Raw genomic sequence first — 19,824 nt, 5'->3', positions numbered from 1 at the left:
CATAGATGAACGCGAAATTGCAACTTTCAGACTGGATTGCGGCAAGTGCCGAGGTCGTTTCGACATTGGAGACCCCGCGCTTCCCCGAGGCACTGACTGACGCGATGCGCGTTCTGGTACCGTTTGAGTTTACGGTCATCTTCGCCTATTATCGTGATAGTCGCCCCCTTGATATCTACGACAATTTCCCGGCCTCAAAGCGCAAGGTCATGGTCGATGACTATCAGGAGGGCCCCTATCTTCTCGACCCATTTTATCTGAATTCGCACCGCCCGACGGCATCGCGCCTTGTGCGTTTGCGCGAGCTTGCACCGGATCGATTCTATCAGGCGGAATATTTTCGGAACTACTATGTCCAGACCGGTCTTGCCGAAGAAATAGGGTTTATCATCAATGTCGGCGGTGGCGTGAGCGTGGTGATATCGAGCATGCGCGAACGTAAAGCGTTTTCAGCCCGCGAATTTCGCGACCTCCAAGCGATCGTTCCGTTTGTCGAGGTATGTGCGCGCCGCCATTGGGACGGGCTACTTTCGAATTTCTCGGATCGTCCGCATTCTGAAGGGCCGCGTCTGTCAAAGCTGATCAAGGAGTCCTTTCAGCGCTTTGGGCGCAATCTGCTAACCCCGCGCGAAGGCGAGATTGTCGAATACACGCTCAAGGGCTATTCCGCCGAATCCACGGGCAATGCGCTGGGTATCGCCACCGGCACGGTGCGCATCCATCGGCGCAACATCTACGGCAAACTCGGGGTCACCTCGCAGGGCGAGTTGTTCTCGACCTTCATCGCCTCGCTCGACGAGCTGTGAAAATCACTTCTGATGGACTTGGAGCGTTTGAAAACCTTTTATTGCATGATGTTGATGCCCGGAGCCCCAAAGGTCAGCTTCCCGCCCGTTCTGTTGACAAACAGCGGTTCGCTCGCGCAGAAAATCACGGGGCGAAGAGAGCGCGAGCGCTTTTCTTGTCAGGCTTGACGCGCATGCTTCGGTGCAGGAAGGATCTTGGCCAATTTACGAAGGTTTTGGGCGGTTGCATCGAGTAGGAATTCGTCGTTTGCGCTGTTCGGGCCGCGCAATCGAAGCCGCCCCAGCCGCAGAAGACGTTTGAGGTGCGCGAAGAGCATTTCGACCTTCTTCCGTAGTCGCATCGAGACGGCATATTGGTCGGTCCTCGCGATCTCGCGGGCAACCTGACGGGCGTCCTCATGCTCCTCGCGGGTGATGGATCGAAAGTCCATGTTGGGGCAGTAGCTGGCTTTGAATGGGCAGGCCTGACAGCTCAGTTTCAGCGCACGGTATTTGGCGACGCCTTTGCCGTTCGGACCTCGGCTTGGGTCCGAGTGGTTGCGGCGGAACTGCTTCAGCTCTTGAGCATGGACGTGGGCACGATCACGGATGTGGCCGCAGACGACAGCGCCGGCACTAATGACCTGCGTGTCGATACGTTTCTGCCCCCGCTTGCCAACCTGCACAGCCACAGCTTTCAGCGGGTACCGGCGCGCATGACTGAGTATCGCTTGGCTGGCACAGACAGTTTCTGGACATGGCGTGATCTGATGTATCGCTTCACCGCGCCTCTGACACCCGAGAATATACAAGTGATCACCGCCTTCGTTTTCCTTGAATGCAGCAGGCGAGATATGCCAGCCTCGGCGAATTTCACTACCTGCATCATCAGCCGAACGGCGCGCCCTACAGTTATCTGGGCGAGCTTTCGGCGCGGATTGCGGGCGCAGTGCAGACGGCGGGCATCGGCCTGACGCATTTGCCGGCCTCTATACCTATGGCGGGGCAGGCGCCCTTGCTGTCAAGGCAGGCGCGGTTCGGAAATTCGGTCAACCGCTTCGGCGAGCTGGCAGCGCGCGCGTCACGCGGTGGCAGGGCTGCCCGGCGATTGCCGCGTCGGCATCGCGCCCCGTGGACTGGTTGCTGTTGAATGCCGATGTCACGCTTGATTGGTGCCTGGTCCACGCCACCCACACGAGCGATACCGAAACAGGGGCAATGGCCACTCCGGGGCAGTCGCGGGCCAGCTGGCCGATCTGGTGGCGATCGACAGCTCGGACACCGCGCTGATGGCGCTGCCGCGCCACCAGTTGCTGGATGGTCTGATCTTCGCCGCGACGACCGGGTCGTGACCGATGTCCGGTCCACGGCCGCCACATGGTCAGGCTCGGGCGGGGCGGTGTGCTTTGAGGCAGGTTGCATCAATCGAGATTGTCTTTTGGTCGGATGCCTCGGCGGCCAGGCCCGTCATGATCCGCGCGAATACCCCCATGTCGCTCCACCGTTTCCATCGGTTGTAGAGGGCCTACTTCCTGGGCGGATCACGCCAGCGAAACCCATTGCGATTTACGAAGATGATGCCACTCAAAACACGCCGGTCGTCGACACGCGGCACCCCATGGCTCTTCGCAAACTATGGCCGAAGCCGCGCCATCTGATCTTCGCTCAGCCAGTAACGAGTGCTCATCAACACCCCCCATCACTCCGGGAGCTTGAATTAACCACGCCTCGTAGCTTCGAGCCAATCAATGGGTCCGGAGTCCAAGCAGTTCATCGCGCAGACTGCCGTTGATACTTTCGATGAACGTATTCTGCTTTGGCTTGCCTGAATCAAAATTATGCCAGTCCACGGCGTTGTCTCCGGCCCATTTCAGGATCGCCCGACTGGTGAACTTGGCGCCGTTATCACTGACAATGCAAGCAGGCTTTCCGTGGATACGCACAAGTGCATCCGGTTCCGGAAAACGGCTCTTTCGCATTCGTTTGCTCCTTCGAGGTCCTGAGCAAATTCTACATCAAGGTGAGGGGAGGTTCGAGAAGGGCAGGTCAAGTGGGAAGACACCGACCGCATGGGCGGTCAGCAAGAACGTTGACAATTTGTCGGCAAAATGATTTCGTTTATTACCAAGGCGGATTGGAACGCGAAACATGAGTATACTCGTTACCGGATTTCAGGCTTATGGAGGCCGTAGCGGCAACCCTGCGGCGCTGCTCGCCGAAGCCTTGGATGGATCAGTGATTGGCGGTCACTCCGTAACAAGCCGTGTTCTTCCGGTGGATCTGGATGCCGTGACCCAAGAAATTCCGGCCATACTTGATGTGGTGTCGCCGGATATAGTCCTATCTTTTGGCCTGTGGCCGGGTGAGGCGGTATTGCGACTGGAGGAAGTGGCGGTCAATCACTCCCGTTTCGAGCTGCGTGACCATAAAGGCGTCAAGAGTCTTGGTCCGGTCCGCGAGGGCAGGCCGCAAGCACATCTTACGGGACTGCCGATTGGTGCGATGCAACGCAGGCTTCGTGCCGATGGTATTCCCTGTCGTATTTCCGGGACTGCGGGGGGCTATCTTTGCAATGCGCTGTTCTACCTGATGTCGGACGAATGTGCGCGGCGGTCGCGCGGTCGCGTCGGGTTCATGCATCTGCCTTATTTGCCCGAACAGGTCGCGGCTTTATTGGACGATGTAGAAACGTCCGAGGAGCTGGAGCAGCATCAGCGTGCTGACCTGGCGTCGATGAGTTTTGACGTGATGGAGCGGGGCGTCATGCTGGCCTTGTCCTGCGCGGTGGAGAGCTTGAATGAGTGACGACGCTATCCTGTCCCTCCGCAATATCCGGAAACGCTACGGTGCGGTGCGGCCGGCGGATGATTTTTCCATCGACATCGTTCGGGGTGAATTCTTCAGCATGCTCGGCCCCAGCGGGTCCGGCAAGTCGACCATCCTGCGCATGATTGCGGGGCTCGAACATCCGGATTCGGGCGAGATCCGTATAAACGGCGCAGATGTGACGGGCGTGCCGCCTTGGGAGCGGCATTTGGGCATGGTGTTCCAGCAATATGCGATCTTTCCGCATCTGGATGTCGCGGGCAATGTGGGCTACGGTCTGCGGCGATCGGGGCTAGACCGGACCGCCAAGGCGCAGCGCGTGTCGGAGTTGCTGGACCTTGTGGGATTGAAGGGCTTCGAGATGCGTCGTGTCTCGCAGCTGTCGGGCGGTGAGCAGCAGCGCGTCGCCATTGCGCGCGGGCTGGCGCCCGGACCTGATATCCTGCTTTTGGACGAGCCCTTGTCAGCCCTGGATGAGAAGATCCGCCGCGAGATGCAGGCGGAACTGCGATCAATTCAGCAGCGCACCGGAACGACATTCGTCTATGTGACGCATGACCAGGAAGAAGCCCTGACGATGAGCGATCGCATCGCGGTCCTGAATCGTGGCCGCTATGTCCAATGCGGCGCCCCTGAGGAGATTTTCAGGGCTCCGGCCACACCCTTCGTCGCGCAGTTTTTTCGCGGATCCAACCTTCTTGATGCTCAGATCACCCGTCAGGGCGATAGCCAGCACGGCGTAACCATCTGTGGCAATACCGTTACGCTTTCTGACAGAGCGCGCAGCGCCGATGCGGGTCAGATCGCGGTACGGGGCGAGATGATCCTTGTTGGTGATGACGCAAAGAGCGCCGACATCACGTTTGACGCCACGGTGTTAAGCTCGACCTATCGCGGCCTTTACACCAGCACCGAACTTCGCCTGCCTGACGGGCAGGTGATGACAGCGACGCAAAGTGGCGGAAGACCACTCGACGTCGGGGCCCGTGTCGCTATCGGGATGAGGGCCGAGGATATTACCTTGCTTGATGCCGATCATGTGACATCGGGCGCGAATTGACCAAGTCCAACAACTTTATCAAAAAACAGGGAGACTAAAATGTTTAAGGCACACTCAAACCGCAGAGCATTCCTACGTGGCAGCGCCATGCTGGCAGGCGGTGTTGCGGCGTCTGGCCTTGCTGGCCTTGGCGGCCGTGCATTCGCGCAATCCTCGACCGAGGTCACCATTGCCGATATCGGCGTCGGCGATCCTGGAGACTGGAGCCTGTTCACGGAGGCAAGCGGCAGCTCGGTCAATCTTATCGCCATCGGCAACACGCCCTCGGCAGTGGTCAACCAGCTTGTCGCGGGCGGCGGCAGAACCGCGTTTGACATCATCAACATCGTTGGCGGTATGCAAAAGCCCCTCGCGGCGGAGAAGCTGATCAGCGAGATCGACACCAGTCGGCTGAGCAATTGGGACAAGAACAGCTATATCACGGAATACCTGTCCCAAGGCACCCCCGGCTTCGATTTCATCGGCTATGATGGGCGAGTGTACGGCGTCCCAACCGTACTTCAGGCCGATAGCTTTGCCTATCTCCCGGACCAGACCGGCGAATTGGATAGCTATGCGGCTCTCTTCGATCCCAAGTTCCGCGGATATGTCTCGATCGAGGACAACTATACGACGGCGGGCCAAAAAACGGCCCTCTACCTCAAAAAAAGTGGTTTGGCCGAAATAGCGGATCCCGCCGACATGACCCCGAGCGAGTTGAAGACCGTGATAGATTTTCTCATCGAAAAGAAAAAGGAAGGCCAGTTTCGCGTGATCTGGTCCAGCTTCGAGCAGGCGGTCAATCTTCTGGTCAATCAGGAAGTGCATGTCATGGATTGCTGGGAGCCGATGGTGTTTGTCGCCAACCAGAAGGGCGCGAATGTCAAATATGCATCGCCCAAGGAAGGCTATCTGCTTTGGGCGATGGCGGCCTACTTGGTCAACAACCCTGAGCGGACCGAGTCTGAGACCGAGGCGGCCTACGCCCTGCTCGATTTCATGCTGGGGCCTTGGTACGGTGCGACCATCACGCAGAGCCGTGGTTATATGACCAATCCGCAAGCGAGCGACTTCGCGGCGCAAAGCGATCTGTTCGACGCCGACGCGGCCCAGCGGATCGCTGCGATCGACGCGGGCGTGAAAGACCGTTTCGCCTTCGGCGGAACCTGGCAGAACCGCTGGCCCACTGAAGTCGACCTCTACGAAGAGGAATGGCAGCGGTTCAAGGCCGCATGAGTCGACAGACGGCCTCTGACAAGCGGGCGGTGCCGGGGATATCCTTCCCGGCGCTTCTCCGCGCTGTCTCGGTTGCGGGGCCGGTAATCATCGTGGCCGTTTTGATTCTCGGCCCGCTGGCGATGATGGCCATTGTCAGCTTCTGGACCAAAAGCGGCTTTTCGATGAAGCCGGATTTTTCGCTCAAGGCCTATGAAACTTTCCTTGGCGGGGTGCGCTTTTCGGTCTTCCTGCGCAGCATCTGGGTGGCGGTCAGCTCGACTGCGATCATGCTTCTGATCGCGTATCCATTGGCGTATTTCATTGCGCGCCACGTCCGCGCTGATGCCGTGCGCAGCATTCTGTTTATTTTCTCGGTACCGTTTCTGGTCAACTACATCCTGCGCACCTTCGCCTGGGCCGACATCCTTGGCCGGACCGGCTGGATCAATCGGGCCCTCGTCGGAAGCGGCTTTGCCGAGGAGCCTTTGGACTGGCTTCTATACAGCGATTTTGCTGTCTATCTTGGGCTGGTCACGGCCTACATGCCCTTCATGATCTTTCCCATTTGGCTGTCCCTGTCGGGGATCGACAGGCGCTTCGAAGAAGCCAGCTGGATGCTTGGCGAGGGACCCTGGCGCAGCTTCTGGCGCGTGACGCTACCGCTGTCGCTTCCGGGAGTTTTCGCCGCCGCGATTTTCGGCTTTGTCGGCGCTTTCGGGGAGTTCGCGATTTCGACGGTGCTGGGTGGGACCGGCTATCAGCTGCTCGGCAATTCGATCACCAGTGCGCTTGACGTCATCAATTATCCTCTGGCCGCTGCCATGTCGACATTCACCGTCGCTGTGATGGCGCTTTTGCTGGTCGTGTGGTTCAGGCTCTTCGATGTGAGGCTGTTCCTCGGCAAGATCATGGGGCGTGCATGAACATGACCGCAGGAAACTCGACTTTGACGCGTGCAGTCATATGGGGCTTTGTTCTGCTCTGTCTGCTCTTTCTTTATGCGCCCCTTCTGCCGCCGATGATCCGGTCGATGGACGGCGATGGCGGTGCGTTCTCCGCCTATGGCGCGATCTTGGCCGATGCCGTTTTGATGGAGGGGATCGCGAACACCGCCCTTGTCGGAGGCCTCGTCGCACTGATCGCCCCGATGCTGGCGCTTGCGCTGGCCCAGGCGCTGCGGGCCTGGCGCCGTCCGCGACTGATCCTGGCATTGGTGATGCTGCCGCTCTTCGTGCCGGGCGTGTCGATGGGGGTCGCAACGGCGCTGTTTTTCCGTGTCCTTGGGCTGGAGGCGTCTGTCGCGTCAATGGTCATGGTGCAAGTCCTCTGGGCCTTGCCCTTCGCAACGCTGGTCATCGTGACCGTCATGGCCAGCTTCGACCAGATTTATCTCGAGGCGGCCTATATGCTGGGCGCAAATCGCAGACAGGCCTTCATAGAAGTGGAGTTGCCGCAGGTCTGGCCAGGGTTGATGGGCGCTTCCATCTTTTCGCTCATCCTGTCGTTCAACGAAACGATCAGAACATCTATCGTGCAAGGGGGCGAGAATACGGTTCAAACCTATCTTTGGTCGCAGTACCAGCAGGTCGGGCTCAGCCCGCCGCTCTATGCGCTGATGACCCTGCTCATCGTCTTTACGCTGGTGTTGGTCGGGCTGCTCGCCGTGCTGGACCGCAGAAAGAGCGCGACCGGACAATGACAGACCCGGCTGCAAGCCCGACACCGCGCCGTTCTCGCGGGGCAATGGTGCCGACGTCAGGTCGAGGAGGCCGCGCGCGCCGCCTGATCGTAAAATCCGGAAAGTCCGCGCAGTACCGTTGCGATCCTGCGCAGTTCGTCCGGATCGCTTTCGAGGGACCGGACCGTGTCGAGAAGGCAGCGCTCGCGCAGTTCGGCATAAGCGGTGCAGACACGCCGGCCCTCGTCGGTCGTCATGTAGAATCGCTCTTTCCCGCGCCGCTCGCCTTCGACGAGGCCACTACGGACCAGCTTCTTCAGCGCATAGTTGACTGTATGCTGGTCCTCTATGTTGAGCACGAAGGCGACATCCGCCACGCGTTTTGCGCGGCCACGATGGTTGACGTTGTGCAAGACCAGGATGTCGAGCGGATTGAAATCGGAATGCCCGATGACAGCCGACATGCAGCGCGTCATCCAGCGGCTGAAGGCATTGTAGGAGACGATCAGACCGTATTCATATTCCGAGACTTGCCAGCCTTCGGATTGCGCCAGATGCTGGGACGAAACGATCATGGATTGCTCGCCCGGCATCATGCGGGTGACTTCGTCGATCAGGGAAAGGCGGGGAGTGTTGGTCATGCAATACCTAGCGGCTGTTCCGGTGCGGATACGGCAGCATGCACCGTGCTTTCTCAAAATGCCAGCGGGCCGTGGGGTGTGGTATGGAGGTGATTGAGATCCGTCCGCTGGCTGATAGCGCGGTGACCTTCGATCTGGACGTAAGGCCCGGCGCCCGTGCAGCTGCGCGCGTCCATGCCGCGGTTGCGGCGATCAGGGCCGCGGTCGCGGAAGGCGCACTTGATGCCTCGGTCGATCCGGTCGGAGCCTTCGCGAGCATGACGGTGCATTACGATCCCCTGCAATCCGCGCAGGCCGACCTGGTGGACTTCGTCATCCAGCGGCTGAAGGTCACAAGCGAGGCAGCGGCAGTTTCAACCCGCCTCTGGCGCCTGCCATGCTGCTATGACGGCCCCCACGGCGCTGACCTCCAAGATCTGTCCCAGCGTCTGGGCCTTGCGCGGGACGCCATCATAGAAAGCCACCTTGCCTGCATTTTCGATATATTCGCGATCGGGTTCTTGCCGGGCCTGCCATTCATGGGCGAGTTGCCCGAAAAGTTGTCCCTGCCGCGCCGCAGCAGTCCGCGCCAGCGAGTTCCAAAGGGGTCCGTGGCCATCGCCAAGGGGCTCTGCGTAATCTATCCGGGTGCCAGCCCCGGAGGCTGGCATATCGTCGGGCAATGTCCCGTGCCACTGTTCGATGTTCGGCGAGAGGTGCCGGCGCTTCTGGCCGCTGGCGATCGGGTGACGTTTGACCGCGTTACCGAGGATCGGCACGCGCAGATCATCGAAGCGCTCGCCAAGAAGGATATGGATCCCTGCGAATTTCTCGAGACAGGCAGCGAGGGATGAGCGTTCTTGTGGTGCTCGACCCCGGTTCGCGGACGCTGGTGCAGGACCTTGGCTTTCGTGGCGGGCGGGATCGCGGCGTGCCGCGCTCGGGCGTGTTGGACCGTGACGGGCTGACATTGCTCAACGGGCTTCTGGGCAATCCGGCGGGCACCGCCGCGCTGGAGATCGCTGTCACCGCGCCGCGTTTCAGGGTCGAGGATGGGCCGGTGCGCATCGCCTGCGGGGCTGGGCTGTCGGGCCATGTGCTGCGGGCTGGCGAGAAGGTCGGATTGGATGAGTGGAGCGCCGTGACGCTGGCTTCGGGGGATGAACTGGTCCTGCTCGCGCCGGCGCGCGGCGGCACGGCCCTGCTGGGGATCAAGGGCGGGCTGAACCTTCCCCGACTCTTTGACAGCCACGCCACCCTTCTGACCTCTGTGATAGGCGGCCTCGAAGGGCGGGCGCTACGCACTGGAGACCGTCTACATATTGCCGCGGCGGCCTGCGACAGCGCTCCGATGCGGCTCTCCGGCAGGCTCAAGCCGTTTGGGTGTATTCGGGTTGTGTTGGGGCCGCAGGCGGAATGGTTTTCGGATGCGGCGCTTCAAGAGTTCCTGTCCGCCGACTGGCTCGTCACGCCCGCGCTGGACCGGATGGGCATGCGTCTCTTGGGTCCAGCGCTTGCGCATTCCGAACGCGGCGCCGATATCATCTCGGACGGTGTCGTGCCTGGCGCGATCCAGGTTCCAGCCGAAGGCCAGCCAATCGTGCTGCTCGCAGATGCACAAACCACGGGAGGATATCCCAAGATCGCGACGATCATATCCGCCGACCTGTCTGCAGTAGCCCGCATGGTACCCGGTGACAGGTTGCGATTCCGCGCCATCTCCGTGGCCGAGGCCGAAGAGGCTGCCCGCGACCACGCCCGCGCTTTGGAAAGAATTTGCGAGAGCGCGGAAGCTATGCCTGTATCGCCCAGCGAGGCGCTCTACAGATGCAACCTGGTTTCGGGCGGCGTAAATGCCCGCCAACCAGATCATTTCCCCGGCCATCTCGAGCCGAGGACGGGAGGTACATGATGACGAAGATCAATCTAAACGCCGACATGGCCGAAAGCTGGGGCCCCTACACAATTGGTGCGGATGACGCACTAATTGGGATTGTCGGCAGCGCCAACATCGCCTGCGGTGCCCATGCGGGGGAGCCGCGCATCATGGATGCGACCTTGCGCGCGGCGCAGCGGCAGGGCGTGTCGGTCGGTGCGCACCCCGGTTATCCGGACCTCAAGAATTTCGGGCGCGTCCCGATGGACCTGCCGCCTGAGGTGTTGCGGGCCGAGCTCTGGGCGCAGATCGGCGCGCTTTGCGCCATCGGCAAGGTCCGTGGCTGGCCGGTGACGCATGTGAAGCCGCATGGTGCGATGAACAATCAGGCGGGCAAAGATCCAGCACTGGCCCGCACGATTGCCGAGGCGATAGCCGAATATGACAGCGATCTGATCCTGCTGGCGCCGATCATGTCGCCTCTGGCTAGTGCCGGGCAGGATGCCGGACTGCGCGTCGCGCTGGAGGTGTTCGCGGACCGCAGCTATGAGCCCGACGGCCAACTGACTCCACGCAGCCTACCCGGCGCGGTCATGCACGAGTTGGGGCCAGTGCGGAAGCACTTGTTGAGCATGCTTGAAAGCAGTGTGATCCTGTGCCGAGACGGCACACGCATCGAGGCGGAGTTCCACAGCATCTGCGTGCATGGGGACGGCCCCGCAGCGCTCGCCATCGCCGAGGCGGCAAGACAATGCATCATCGATACGGACCACATTCCCGCGACATTGCCGGAGACCCTCGGCCAATGAGGCCGCTTTGACCCTTTGTGCTTGGTCGTGCGCAATTCTGCCCGCCGATTGCGTTCGGCGGCGATCAGGCCGTCGATAGCGGTGTATTGAAAGCGCCGCATCTTATCACCCGTTATGTCAATGAGAGTCGCGAGCTTAACATTGATCTGAATGAGATTTTCGGGGCAACCATCCGGTTTAGGGCAATTTTATACGGCTTTGGCGTTTAGGCTATGCTTCCAGTTCCAAGGCAGACTTTCGTGGATGCGCGAAACAGACATGTCAGGTAACCGGGCGAGGACATCGGCCAGTCAGGCCGGCGGGTCGAAGTCGTTCATTTTTGCGATGACGATGAGGGTATATAATCGGAGAGGCGGTGGCGTCGGACATTTGAGATCCCGATATCGCTCAGGGTGTGGAACCTCAACAGGTTGTTCCGATCCAATCCTAGTCGACTGATCAGCGGATGTGATTTTAGCGCCGAGTGTGATCGGTACCAATTGTAGAGGTGGGTCCAGACTGGCAGGTCCGCCGCGCGGTCCTCTGATGGTCGGTAGGCGCGGGCATAGCTGGGGTCCGCTTGCAGCATTGCCGCCGTGGCACGGCATTTTTCGTAGCGGACGTTGGCTTCGTGTTGAAAGCCTGGGCAGGTTTCAACCGGATGTCTTCTTCACGAATTTGGACTTCAGGCCCATCTGGCCGATTCCCGGAATTTTGCAGTCAATGTCGTGATCCCCGTCCACAAGTCGAATATTGCGAACCTTCGTCCCGACTTTCACGACGGACGAGGATCCCTTGACCTTTAGATCCTTGATTACCGTGACGACGTCACCATCGCTCAGAATATTGCCTACGCTGTCGCGCACAATCGGCTCCCCGTTCGACGACGCCCCCGGCTCCCATTCGTGACCACATTCCGGGCAGGTCAATAATGCGTCCATCTGATAGGTGAAAGCGGAAGAGCATTCGGGACAAGGCGGCAATATATCGTTCATAAGAAACCTATAGCTCCCCCGATGGCGGCACGCCAATACTCTCTTAGAGAGTAGACGGTCCTCAACGGACCTCGACGAAAGGCGCAGCGTTGATCCGCAGATTGCCGCAGCGGACTGCCAAACCAATATCTGGCCGCCCTGCTTATGCGGCGAGCCGCTTTTCAAGGTCCAGCCGCATCGTAGCCATGCCCCGACGACGGGACAATTCTTCGTAGCCGGCCGAGAGATAGGCGTTGAAAGCCGGCGCGTTCTCGAGGTCCACCTTCAAGGTCAGGATCAGCGCGCCGAGTTCCCGCGCCGCCTGCTCCACGCGCTTCGTCAGCTCCGCAGCAGCACCGCCGCGCGCCTCTTCGGCGAGATAAACGTAGGTGAGGTGTCGCACTTCCGGTCCGACTCCCTCCCTCAGGGCGAAAAATCCCACGTCTCGTCCGGCATCGTCCTGCAGGTAGAAAGAGACGTCCTCACGATCTCCAAGCCACTTATGATGCCATTCCATCTCGTCGAAGGGCACTTTTGCATTAGGATTGAGCAACGGTATTTCCGAGTCTGGCAGCATCGTTGCCAAGGGGGTGAGATCGCAGTCACTGTTTCGACGCAGGGTGAGTGCCATGGGTCCTTCCTCCGGCTGGGCCCGGCGGCAGCCCGCCGGGGCGCATCATGAAAGCCGCGCGCTTCGCACAGATGATTTGTCTTAGTCAACCCGGGAGGGGCCATACCGGCAATCGCGACCACGTCAGGGCTCAGGGGAGATGTAAACATGCACGGCCGGGCAGTGGTTTGGCTTCTGAACGAGGAGATATTCAACAGTCTCGACGACGCACGGCGCAAGCTGGCCCTACGGCGCTACGACTACTACACAGTCGGACCCCACCCGTCGCTGCGTAACCAGACAACCCAACAAGCGCGCCCAGCGCTTGAACAATTTGAGGACTCCTCGCCCGGCGCGCATGCGCCAGGCGAGGAACCAGACTATCCAAACTCAAACCGCAGTCTCTCGCAGCGAACGACGGACCGGCGGGGGTAGGTCATTGGCGTGATAATATTCTCGAAGCCGGACTGAATGCGGGGTTTTCCTTGGACGACATGGTTCGGTCTTCAAACCGACGCGTTCGACCTCTTCAGAAGTTCATGTCCGGCTTCGAGCCAATTCCGGGATCACAGCCGATACCATCAGATGGAACCTCAGAGATCATATCCGTCCAACCAACAGGCGCGCCCGGTGCTCCGAGCGGATTGTCCGGCAGCCTGGCAAGTCGCCGACGTGACGTGGACTGATTGATAAAGAAGTTTGGGTCTCTTGAGCGACCATAAATGGCGCTGACTTTGAGAATCGGACAACTTTATGGTACTTTCATGTTTCTATTTTGAACGAATAGAACTCGGTGTGATCATGTTAAAGTGTGTCGCCATTTTTCTGACCCTCATGATGGGTCTTGGTCCTACACCTGCACAGTCGGACAGCTTGGACCGCATCCTTAACGGCGTTCGGATAATCAACGAGGCCGACCGGGTGCTGCGGCAAGGGCAAGATGCCACGCGGACGCCCGGCACCGCTCAAAATTCTCAAAGGTCTGCGCCGCGAGAGCTTCAGCAACCGGGCATGTCGCGGCGGGATATCAGGGAAATACAGTCATTACTGTCACAGGCCGGCTATGATCCGGGACCTGCAGACGGAATTATGGGCCAGCGTACCCGCAACGCAATCAGGGCATTCCAGCGTGACCGGGGAATTCAGGCAACTGGTCGACCAAGCCGAAGCCTGCAGGAGGACTTGCGTTGGGTCGCGTCCCAAAACCCTGTCCAGCGCGATCGCAGCACGTCCTCATCCGGTCCGAGCTTTGATTGCGGCCGCGCATCGACGCCGACCGAGTTTGCAATCTGCGGGTCGCCACAACTTGCTGAATTGGATCGAGCGATCGCGCGAAACTATTCCGTTGCTTTGCGTAGTTCGAATTCCAGCACCGAGGCGCAAGTCAGGAACAGCCAAAAAGCTTGGCTCGCGCAGCGCAATGCCTGTGGCGCTGATGTCCAGTGCCTCGTCGGCTCGATGGCGGCACGGTCTCAGAAGCTCGTGATCATCGCATCGAATGGAGAAGGTGGAACCGCTTCCGCTTATGGGACGATTTCAGACCCGGATGATGACAGAAGTATCGCAGGTATTACAGATGATGGCGGCGGTGCACCGACTTCCGCAGAGGATATCTTCATTGCCTACATGGGAGGATACCTGAATCGCGAGTGGAAAAATCAAAGTCGAGGTCAAAATCCAACGGATACCGTCATATCTCTTGTTGGCACACAACTCTTGGGAACACAGCTCGAAGAGGCGTTGCTGGCGTCATTTCCGCTCACCGAGTGGGATATACGTGATGCTCTCATGCGCGCCAATGTACAGCCCTCGGAAACGCTTGATCGCCTGCTCTCCAAGGGTCAGGTCTCATCGCTTGCTCGACTCAGAGAATTCTTGCGAATGGACCAGAATGAATTTGCTCAAAGGCGGATAGAAAGTGAGCTTCGGCAGACTCTGATTGAAAAAGTACGCGCGAGTGCACGAGAAGCCGTGGACGTCATGCTGGTCTGCTCGGTCAATGTTGGGGCTTATGATTTCGATCGTCAGCTATACCCGCTCGATAAGGGGGATGTCGAAAGGTGTTTTGAGGCGGAGCCAAATGCTGTCGGTAATGTAGTGGGCCTCAAGGTGCAGCTGCCGATTGAAGCCCAATCCAGGCCGGAAACTTTCCCGATCGATCCTGCGAGCGCGGAGCAGATCGTGGAGCGTATCGGCGGAGCACGCTTCGCGATCGCAATGCCTGCTACACTGCGCGGATACCTCGCAGAAGAAAGTAACGGGCGCCCTGCCTTGAGGGTAACGGCGACAGTGACTGGCCCCTTAGAGATGCGCTCAGCCTTTGATCTGTCCGAGGTGCTCTACCGATTTTCAGAATCCGACCTCAGGGATATCGATGATACTCCCGAGGCGCGGCGCTTGGCCGACCTAGATCGGGCGTGGTGGCTGGAAAGCGCTGATGAAGTGGCAGTGGTCGCTGCCCGCGCGCAACAGATCAGTCTCGACGATCTTGCCAAGCAGGAACTGTTCTCCGGCGAGACCGGTCTGAAGTTTGCCTTCCGAACCAACTACGATGAAAAACTGGTTGCGTCAGGGCGCTCACTTTCTGATTTCGTTCATCTGCGAAACCGCGACCTGCACATCGTGGCCCAGGCTCTTGGTATGCCGCTTGATGCCATCATATATACCGCAGTTCCGGCGCCATCCTCGGTATCGGCGTTCGATAGCGTCATTTTGCTGCTCCCGCAGTCGGCTGAGGCTTACCCCGTCGATCAGGCACTGCCTGCATATGAAAACAGAGACGGAGGGCGTCCGTTTTCAAATCTTGAGATAGCAGTTACCGCAGAGCGTATTGTGACCATACCCGGTGGGTCTGAGTACCTGGTATTGGCGGGTCATCCCAGGCGGCTTGTCATCCGCCGTTCGAACAACAAGATTCGATGGCAAGATGCGCCCGAGATAGCGCATGTCATGTTCTCTGAAACGGAGCGGCAAGACTACGAGAGCGTGGATCTCGCTTGGCAGTCTGACCTGATCCTCGATGCCGAGGACTTCGTCGAGCTTCCCCCGACGGAAATTATCCAGCAACAGGTGGAAAACAGCTGGATAGGGGGCTCTGATGCCTTCGCCAAGAGAGCTGCCGCTGCGGAACTCCTCGCGTTGTCGAGAGAGCGCGCAAATGCCTCCTCGGCTCCTTGGGTGAAGGCTGGCATCCGTATGGACGCATATGACTTCGATCGAGAAGGATGGCCGGTCAGAGGCATAAGTCTGAGCTTCAACGAAGGAGCGCCCGAAGCCGACCGAGCGATGTCGATCACGGTGATGAGTGATGCCGATGATCGCGGTATTTTCATTCCGGCGCCTCCCGATGTGGCGCAGGCCCTACAAAACAACTCTGAATCCTTCCCCAAGCTCGATGCACTTATGTCCATCAGAGTTACGGGTGTGGATACGTCCTACGGCCCCAACCTTGGGGAGCATATCACGTTGCTTTACGAGCCGGTTGAGGTCGTGTTGTTCGATGCCGGTAATAGTCAGCTTGTCCTTGAGGACCAGGACATATTGCTACGCCACCATTATGCGGATCCCGAGGCCATGGCGCAATCTCGGGATGATGCGCCTGAAACAGATGATGTGTCGATATCGTCTGGCTCGTTCTCTATTCTGGATGTCGCCATCGGTGATGATTTCCAATCTGCTGTAGACACCTTGGGCGCCCGAATTGGCGCGGACATGCGTTACCAGGCAACGGTGGAAGGTCGGCAAGAATACGTGAAGCAGAATAACGTTAGAGCGGTCGAGAACTTCGACGCCTATCACAGCGCCATTTTGTTGGAGGCCTCCGGAAAGAAAGAGCTCGTTGCGATCTACCATGAAGCTCCGGGGCTCGAAGATACCGTAACCGCGGTTTCAAGGACGCGCCTTTTCCCGGAAGGCGATGGACCCACGTGGGAACAGCTTCGCACGCAACTATTGGGAACTTATGAAACGGTAAGCACTGCAACGTTGCCAGAAGAGGGACACCCGACCAACATTGAGATTTGGGACTGGCCGCCGGATACCGACCTCCGAGCGATACCCCCGGATCAGAGGACTTGCATGCGTTCGGTGATGACTGGCAGCAAGGGTAATGCCCGCGCCATGGTTCGGGACAAGAAAAAGCGTACACAGGGATATTTCGCTCCCGTGGACACTCGTGCGGCGTGGTTTGATGAGAATGGTGATGTAGCCGTGCCGTCGGTAGCGAGCCCGTTATCGCTGCCACAGTTATTTGATGATGCCGCGGAATGCCCGGACCATGAAGTGATGGTGCTTGTCTTGAGCTATGGTGAAGACGGAAAAATCGTGGAATTCCGCCAAACTATCTCCAATCCAGCTGCCATGAATAGGCTTGCTGAGAAGCTGAGGGACGAGGCCGCTGAGGTTCAGACACCGGAGACAGAGGATTTTGATCTTTGACGGGGAACTCGGCCAAGTGTCGTCAGGTACTTCTTCCGCGCGGAGTGCGTGAACGCATACAGGTTCCCGACACTTGCAGATGCGGTCGAAAAAGCCAGAAACTTTAAGCCGATTGGTTAAGCTACTAGCAGACGCGCTTCGTGTCTTCGCAGACACATCCGCGCCGTGTCGCCATAGGCGGTCAGGTTCGCGCGCAGTTCAGGGAAGATGTTGAACATCTCTTCGCGCGCTTGATCCGAGATTGCAGCGAGTCCGACATCGCCTGCATGAAAGCTCTCGGTGGCGGCGCCTTCGGCATAAACGATCTCGTGCTGATCGAACATCATGTGGAAATAAGTGACTTTTTCGCGCTCGGCCACGCGCACGTCGATCCCGTCCACCAGATGCTTTGCCGCGACCAGCACCTCGTCGTAGCCAAAAAGCAATTCGGCCTTGTAGTCGGTGAACAGCAACCGGTGTTGCGGCGACACCAGAAGAGGACGGCGCGCGCCGTCCATCACTGTGGAATTCACCGCGATAGGTGCCTGATTACCCAGGCCCTTAACCGTGCGGCGGCCCATCCAGCGAATGGGCTGGGGCCCGCGATCGCGGGTGATCACCATGTCGCCCTTGCGCAAGGTTTCAATCGCCCGCTCACCATGCGGCGTCAGAATACGCGTGCCAAGGGTAAAGCAAATGATGTTCTCGATTTCCGAGAAGTTGACTACCGTCCCGTCGGCCATGGCGAAATTGCCCGACAGCCCACCCGCTGTGTCATCTGTGTTGGAGAATGTGATGTCATCATAAGACACATCAGACGTCAGTTGCAGCGTGTCGCCACTGATTTCGCCGCCTTCGCCACCGACGATGTCGATGGTACCGGCGCCGGCCTCGCCCAGATCGCCCAGTACAAAAATGTCGTCGCCGTCGCCGCCATAAGCTACATCGCCTTCGGCCAGATATATTTCGTCATCGCCGAGTCCGCCGAAAAACACGTCCGCGCCAGTGCCGCCGATCAAGGTGTCGTCGCCCGCCTCGCCATAGAGCGTGTCGTTGCCTGCGCCGCCGTCGATGCTGTCGGCGCTGCCGGAGGTGTCGGTAGGGATCGTGTCGAAATGCACGTCGGAGACATTGACGCCCTGGGTGCCGGTCTGCCCGTTGGAATAGACGATCTCGATGCTCTGGACAGGACCTTCGATCTCGACCAGCACCGAGCCGTTGGCGTCGTCGGGATCGTCAAGACTCGATCCGGCTGTGACGGTGCTGTCGATGACCGCATCGTCACCGGCCGCTGTCAGGGTGACAGGCACCGGGTTGCCGTCGGCATCGAAGGCATTCACAGAGACAATATCGGTGTGGTTGCCTCCGAAAGCGTCGATATCGTTGAGGCGGAAGAAGACATTCTGGACCTCGTCGGTCACGCTGCCGGACGCTGCCGCAAAGTCAATCGTGGTGGTCGAGGAGCGCCCGTCGCCATTCGCGAAGAGATAGAGGCTTGAATTCGTGTCGAACGGCTCGCCATTCTGGGTATAGAGCGTGTCGGTCGTTTCAACCTCGAAGGTCGGGTTGTTGTTGCCGTCATTGACGAAGCTGACGGTGACGTCCATCTCACCGGTATTCTGGGTGAAACCCGCCGATATGTCGTCTCCATCCGCGCCTTCGCCATCCCAGTTGAGCGACTCGGCAGGATCTACCGTAGGCTGCGTGTCGCCGTAGATTACGTCATCGTCGTTGCCGCCGCCGAGCGTGTCGGCGCCACCGCCACCGTAAATCTGGTCGTTGCCATCACTGCCGGTGACGATATCGTCACCGTCACCTGCAAAGACCGTGTCGGCCCCCGCGGTGAGGCTTTCGCTGTCAATGTCCAGATAGGCACCGTTGATTATGTCAGCACCCGCAGTGCCGTCGACCACGTCGCCGGTCGTGTCGGGTTCGACATAGTCGTCGATCTTGAAGGCGGGATCGCCTGCGGTGACGTCCGGGTCGGTGTCATAGTCGATGGTTTCGTAGCTGCGGCCGACAACGAGTGGGGTTTCGGACAAAGTATAATAGCCCGCCGCAGGGCCCGCATCGACGCGCAGGGTGACAACGTTGAACACCTCGCCCGTCACGGTGTCGCGGATAGTCCAGCTTTCCTCGGCATAGATCAGGGCGCCAGTCGAGGTGTTTCCGCCGATGGTGATGGTGGCAGTGGCCGTTTCGTTGCCAGCGGCATCGCTGTCGAGCGTCTGACCTTCGAGGCCGATTTCGGTGTCGGTGATGGTCGCCATGCCGGAGGGGAACGCCTCACCCGACCAGGTCCGTGTATTGCCTATGGTCGTCGATAGAACCCCGAGGGGGTCCGTATCGTAAACGCTTACCGTATAGGTTGGCATGGCTCTGCTCCTTGCTCGCGGCCGCCGGTCTTGTGCCGACTGGTCGGATGGGGCAGTTTCGTGCTTAACTTACCCAATCATTTTGAACGTGAATACACAGCGTGCATGGCTGGAAAGAGGAACGGGTCAGGCGAATTTTAGTTGAATTCGGGCGAATTCGGGGCGGTGCAGCTGGCCACGGTAACCAGATTGAGGCAAGTCGGGTCTTTCGAAAGCCACCGGTCCAGCACCGCAAAAATCGTCCGCTGAGGCGGTTTTTACACGGTTGATCGGCGGCGGCCTGGCCGTGACTTTGCAAAGGTCGCAACTGCGCGTCTCCGCCATGCCTTTTCATTGTAGCTTCGGTCAAGAAGGATCCAAGGCCGATCTCGGATGCTGAGCCACCCCTGACTCCGTGCCATTTCAAGGTTGGTATGTCGTTTGAGAAGGGCATGGCGAATTGGGGGATCGATCATGGAGATACCAAGTCTACCTGGTTGCATCTTTCAGAAAGGCGGGAGCCACCGAGAGAAGAGTTGCAAGATCAGATGTACTTGTCGCCGCCGCAATTCCGGTATCGTCTGCAAATTCTAGATCAGCACGAGGATTGTTTCTGGGGTAGGTCAAACTGGACGAAGAT

At 59.1% G+C, this 19,824-nt stretch carries 15 protein-coding genes and 6 pseudogenes; 12 read left to right on the top strand and 9 right to left on the bottom strand.

Features of this window, described 5'->3' with window-relative positions:
* Positions 1-5 precede the first annotated feature (5 nt).
* Complete coding sequence (locus ACEWPM_RS17480; RefSeq protein ID WP_393963954.1) at positions 6-806, top strand: helix-turn-helix transcriptional regulator; 801 nt, start codon at positions 6-8, stop codon at positions 804-806.
* A gap of 158 nt (positions 807-964) precedes the next feature.
* On the opposite strand, the pseudogene ACEWPM_RS17475 reads toward ACEWPM_RS17480, so the two are convergent.
* A pseudogene (locus ACEWPM_RS17475) lies at positions 965-1,363 on the bottom strand (transposase); the annotation flags it as partial.
* 594 nt (positions 1,364-1,957) lie between these two features.
* Between ACEWPM_RS17475 and ACEWPM_RS17470 the strand changes: the two are divergent.
* The gene (locus ACEWPM_RS17470) at positions 1,958-2,137 is read left to right on the top strand and encodes a hypothetical protein (protein ID WP_393963955.1); all 180 of its coding nucleotides are present in this window, start codon (positions 1,958-1,960) and stop codon (positions 2,135-2,137) included.
* Between the two features lie 38 nt (positions 2,138-2,175).
* Here ACEWPM_RS17470 and ACEWPM_RS17465 read toward each other — a convergent pair.
* Positions 2,176-2,472, bottom strand: a pseudogene (locus ACEWPM_RS17465) (transposase); the annotation flags it as partial.
* Positions 2,473-2,548: 76 nt separating this feature from the next.
* Positions 2,549-2,743 (bottom strand): annotated as a pseudogene (locus ACEWPM_RS17460) (integrase core domain-containing protein); the annotation flags it as partial.
* A 190-nt stretch (positions 2,744-2,933) separates the two neighbouring features.
* Here ACEWPM_RS17460 and ACEWPM_RS17455 point away from each other — a divergent pair.
* The 5 genes from ACEWPM_RS17455 to ACEWPM_RS17435 are packed head-to-tail and all read left to right on the top strand — an operon-like array spanning position 2,934 to position 7,567.
* Entirely contained in the window at positions 2,934-3,590 is a 657-nt protein-coding gene (locus ACEWPM_RS17455) for a pyroglutamyl-peptidase I (protein ID WP_420768041.1), read from the top strand.
* Positions 3,583-4,671: an ABC transporter ATP-binding protein gene (locus ACEWPM_RS17450; RefSeq protein WP_393963801.1), complete on the top strand. Its 1,089-nt coding sequence runs from the start codon at positions 3,583-3,585 to the stop codon at positions 4,669-4,671. Before ACEWPM_RS17455 ends, ACEWPM_RS17450 begins: the two co-directional genes overlap by 8 nt.
* A gap of 39 nt (positions 4,672-4,710) precedes the next feature.
* Positions 4,711-5,886: an ABC transporter substrate-binding protein gene (locus ACEWPM_RS17445; RefSeq protein ID WP_393963800.1), complete on the top strand. Its 1,176-nt coding sequence runs from the start codon at positions 4,711-4,713 to the stop codon at positions 5,884-5,886.
* Entirely contained in the window at positions 5,883-6,791 is a 909-nt protein-coding gene (locus tag ACEWPM_RS17440; RefSeq protein WP_393963799.1) for an ABC transporter permease, read from the top strand. The genes ACEWPM_RS17445 and ACEWPM_RS17440 overlap by 4 nt, the downstream gene beginning before the upstream one ends.
* Entirely contained in the window at positions 6,788-7,567 is a 780-nt protein-coding gene (locus ACEWPM_RS17435) for an ABC transporter permease (protein ID WP_393963798.1), read from the top strand. The genes ACEWPM_RS17440 and ACEWPM_RS17435 overlap by 4 nt, the downstream gene beginning before the upstream one ends.
* A gap of 56 nt (positions 7,568-7,623) precedes the next feature.
* Here ACEWPM_RS17435 and ACEWPM_RS17430 read toward each other — a convergent pair whose 3' ends face one another.
* The gene (locus tag ACEWPM_RS17430; RefSeq protein ID WP_393963803.1) at positions 7,624-8,142 is read right to left on the bottom strand and encodes a winged helix DNA-binding protein; all 519 of its coding nucleotides are present in this window, start codon (positions 8,140-8,142) and stop codon (positions 7,624-7,626) included.
* Positions 8,143-8,270: 128 nt separating this feature from the next.
* Here ACEWPM_RS17430 and ACEWPM_RS17425 point away from each other — a divergent pair, with 128 nt between their 5' ends.
* From ACEWPM_RS17425 to ACEWPM_RS17415, 3 genes are read left to right on the top strand one after another with little or no spacing between them, the layout of a single operon-like run.
* Positions 8,271-9,020 (top strand): 5-oxoprolinase subunit B family protein, encoded by a 750-nt coding sequence (locus ACEWPM_RS17425; protein WP_393963797.1) that lies wholly within the window; start codon positions 8,271-8,273, stop codon positions 9,018-9,020.
* Entirely contained in the window at positions 9,017-10,078 is a 1,062-nt protein-coding gene (locus ACEWPM_RS17420) for a 5-oxoprolinase subunit C family protein (RefSeq protein WP_393963796.1), read from the top strand. Before ACEWPM_RS17425 ends, ACEWPM_RS17420 begins: the two co-directional genes overlap by 4 nt.
* Positions 10,078-10,851: a LamB/YcsF family protein gene (locus tag ACEWPM_RS17415; RefSeq protein ID WP_420768040.1), complete on the top strand. Its 774-nt coding sequence runs from the start codon at positions 10,078-10,080 to the stop codon at positions 10,849-10,851. The genes ACEWPM_RS17420 and ACEWPM_RS17415 overlap by 1 nt, the downstream gene beginning before the upstream one ends.
* Before the next feature lie 188 nt (positions 10,852-11,039).
* Here ACEWPM_RS17415 and ACEWPM_RS17410 read toward each other — a convergent pair.
* The 4 genes and pseudogenes from ACEWPM_RS17410 to ACEWPM_RS17395 form a co-directional block, all read right to left on the bottom strand.
* Positions 11,040-11,195: pseudogene (locus tag ACEWPM_RS17410) on the bottom strand (transposase domain-containing protein); the annotation flags it as partial.
* A gap of 50 nt (positions 11,196-11,245) precedes the next feature.
* A pseudogene (locus tag ACEWPM_RS17405) lies at positions 11,246-11,401 on the bottom strand (IS481 family transposase); the annotation flags it as partial.
* Positions 11,402-11,483: 82 nt separating this feature from the next.
* Positions 11,484-11,825 (bottom strand): zinc ribbon domain-containing protein YjdM, encoded by a 342-nt coding sequence (locus ACEWPM_RS17400; protein ID WP_393963794.1) that lies wholly within the window; start codon positions 11,823-11,825, stop codon positions 11,484-11,486.
* Positions 11,826-11,967: 142 nt separating this feature from the next.
* Complete coding sequence (locus ACEWPM_RS17395; protein ID WP_393963793.1) at positions 11,968-12,435, bottom strand: GNAT family N-acetyltransferase; 468 nt, start codon at positions 12,433-12,435, stop codon at positions 11,968-11,970.
* 171 nt (positions 12,436-12,606) lie between these two features.
* On the opposite strand from ACEWPM_RS17395, the pseudogene ACEWPM_RS17390 reads away from it, so the two are divergent.
* Positions 12,607-12,849: pseudogene (locus ACEWPM_RS17390) on the top strand (integrase core domain-containing protein); the annotation flags it as partial.
* Positions 12,850-13,167: 318 nt separating this feature from the next.
* Positions 13,168-16,851: a peptidoglycan-binding protein gene (locus ACEWPM_RS17385; protein ID WP_420768039.1), complete on the top strand. Its 3,684-nt coding sequence runs from the start codon at positions 13,168-13,170 to the stop codon at positions 16,849-16,851.
* A 116-nt stretch (positions 16,852-16,967) separates the two neighbouring features.
* Here ACEWPM_RS17385 and ACEWPM_RS17380 read toward each other — a convergent pair whose 3' ends face one another.
* A complete protein-coding gene (locus ACEWPM_RS17380; protein ID WP_393963792.1) occupies positions 16,968-19,205 on the bottom strand; it encodes a Hint domain-containing protein in 2,238 nt (745 codons plus the stop codon).
* Positions 19,206-19,824: the final 619 nt, after the last annotated feature.

The organism is Roseovarius maritimus, assembly GCF_043355895.2.
In the GTDB taxonomy this organism is placed as follows: domain Bacteria; phylum Pseudomonadota; class Alphaproteobacteria; order Rhodobacterales; family Rhodobacteraceae; genus Roseovarius; species Roseovarius maritimus.
This window is presented reverse-complemented; position numbering and strand designations above follow the sequence as displayed.

Bases quoted from the DNA above. Each gene is read 5' to 3' on its own strand.
- ACEWPM_RS17420 (WP_393963796.1), top strand. From the start codon at position 9,017: ATGAGCGTTCTTGTGGTGCTCGACCCCGGTTCGCGGACGCTGGTGCAG.
- ACEWPM_RS17415 (WP_420768040.1), top strand. From the start codon at position 10,078: ATGACGAAGATCAATCTAAACGCCGACATGGCCGAAAGCTGGGGCCCC.
- ACEWPM_RS17480 (WP_393963954.1), top strand. From the start codon at position 6: ATGAACGCGAAATTGCAACTTTCAGACTGGATTGCGGCAAGTGCCGAG.
- ACEWPM_RS17425 (WP_393963797.1), top strand. From the start codon at position 8,271: ATGGAGGTGATTGAGATCCGTCCGCTGGCTGATAGCGCGGTGACCTTC.
- ACEWPM_RS17430 (WP_393963803.1), bottom strand. From the start codon at position 8,142: ATGATGCCGGGCGAGCAATCCATGATCGTTTCGTCCCAGCATCTGGCG.
- ACEWPM_RS17395 (WP_393963793.1), bottom strand. From the start codon at position 12,435: ATGGCACTCACCCTGCGTCGAAACAGTGACTGCGATCTCACCCCCTTG.
- ACEWPM_RS17455 (WP_420768041.1), top strand. From the start codon at position 2,934: ATGAGTATACTCGTTACCGGATTTCAGGCTTATGGAGGCCGTAGCGGC.
- ACEWPM_RS17385 (WP_420768039.1), top strand. From the start codon at position 13,168: ATGGTACTTTCATGTTTCTATTTTGAACGAATAGAACTCGGTGTGATC.
- ACEWPM_RS17400 (WP_393963794.1), bottom strand. From the start codon at position 11,825: ATGAACGATATATTGCCGCCTTGTCCCGAATGCTCTTCCGCTTTCACC.
- ACEWPM_RS17380 (WP_393963792.1), bottom strand. From the start codon at position 19,205: ATGCCAACCTATACGGTAAGCGTTTACGATACGGACCCCCTCGGGGTT.
- ACEWPM_RS17435 (WP_393963798.1), top strand. From the start codon at position 6,788: ATGAACATGACCGCAGGAAACTCGACTTTGACGCGTGCAGTCATATGG.
- ACEWPM_RS17445 (WP_393963800.1), top strand. From the start codon at position 4,711: ATGTTTAAGGCACACTCAAACCGCAGAGCATTCCTACGTGGCAGCGCC.
- ACEWPM_RS17450 (WP_393963801.1), top strand. From the start codon at position 3,583: ATGAGTGACGACGCTATCCTGTCCCTCCGCAATATCCGGAAACGCTAC.
- ACEWPM_RS17440 (WP_393963799.1), top strand. From the start codon at position 5,883: ATGAGTCGACAGACGGCCTCTGACAAGCGGGCGGTGCCGGGGATATCC.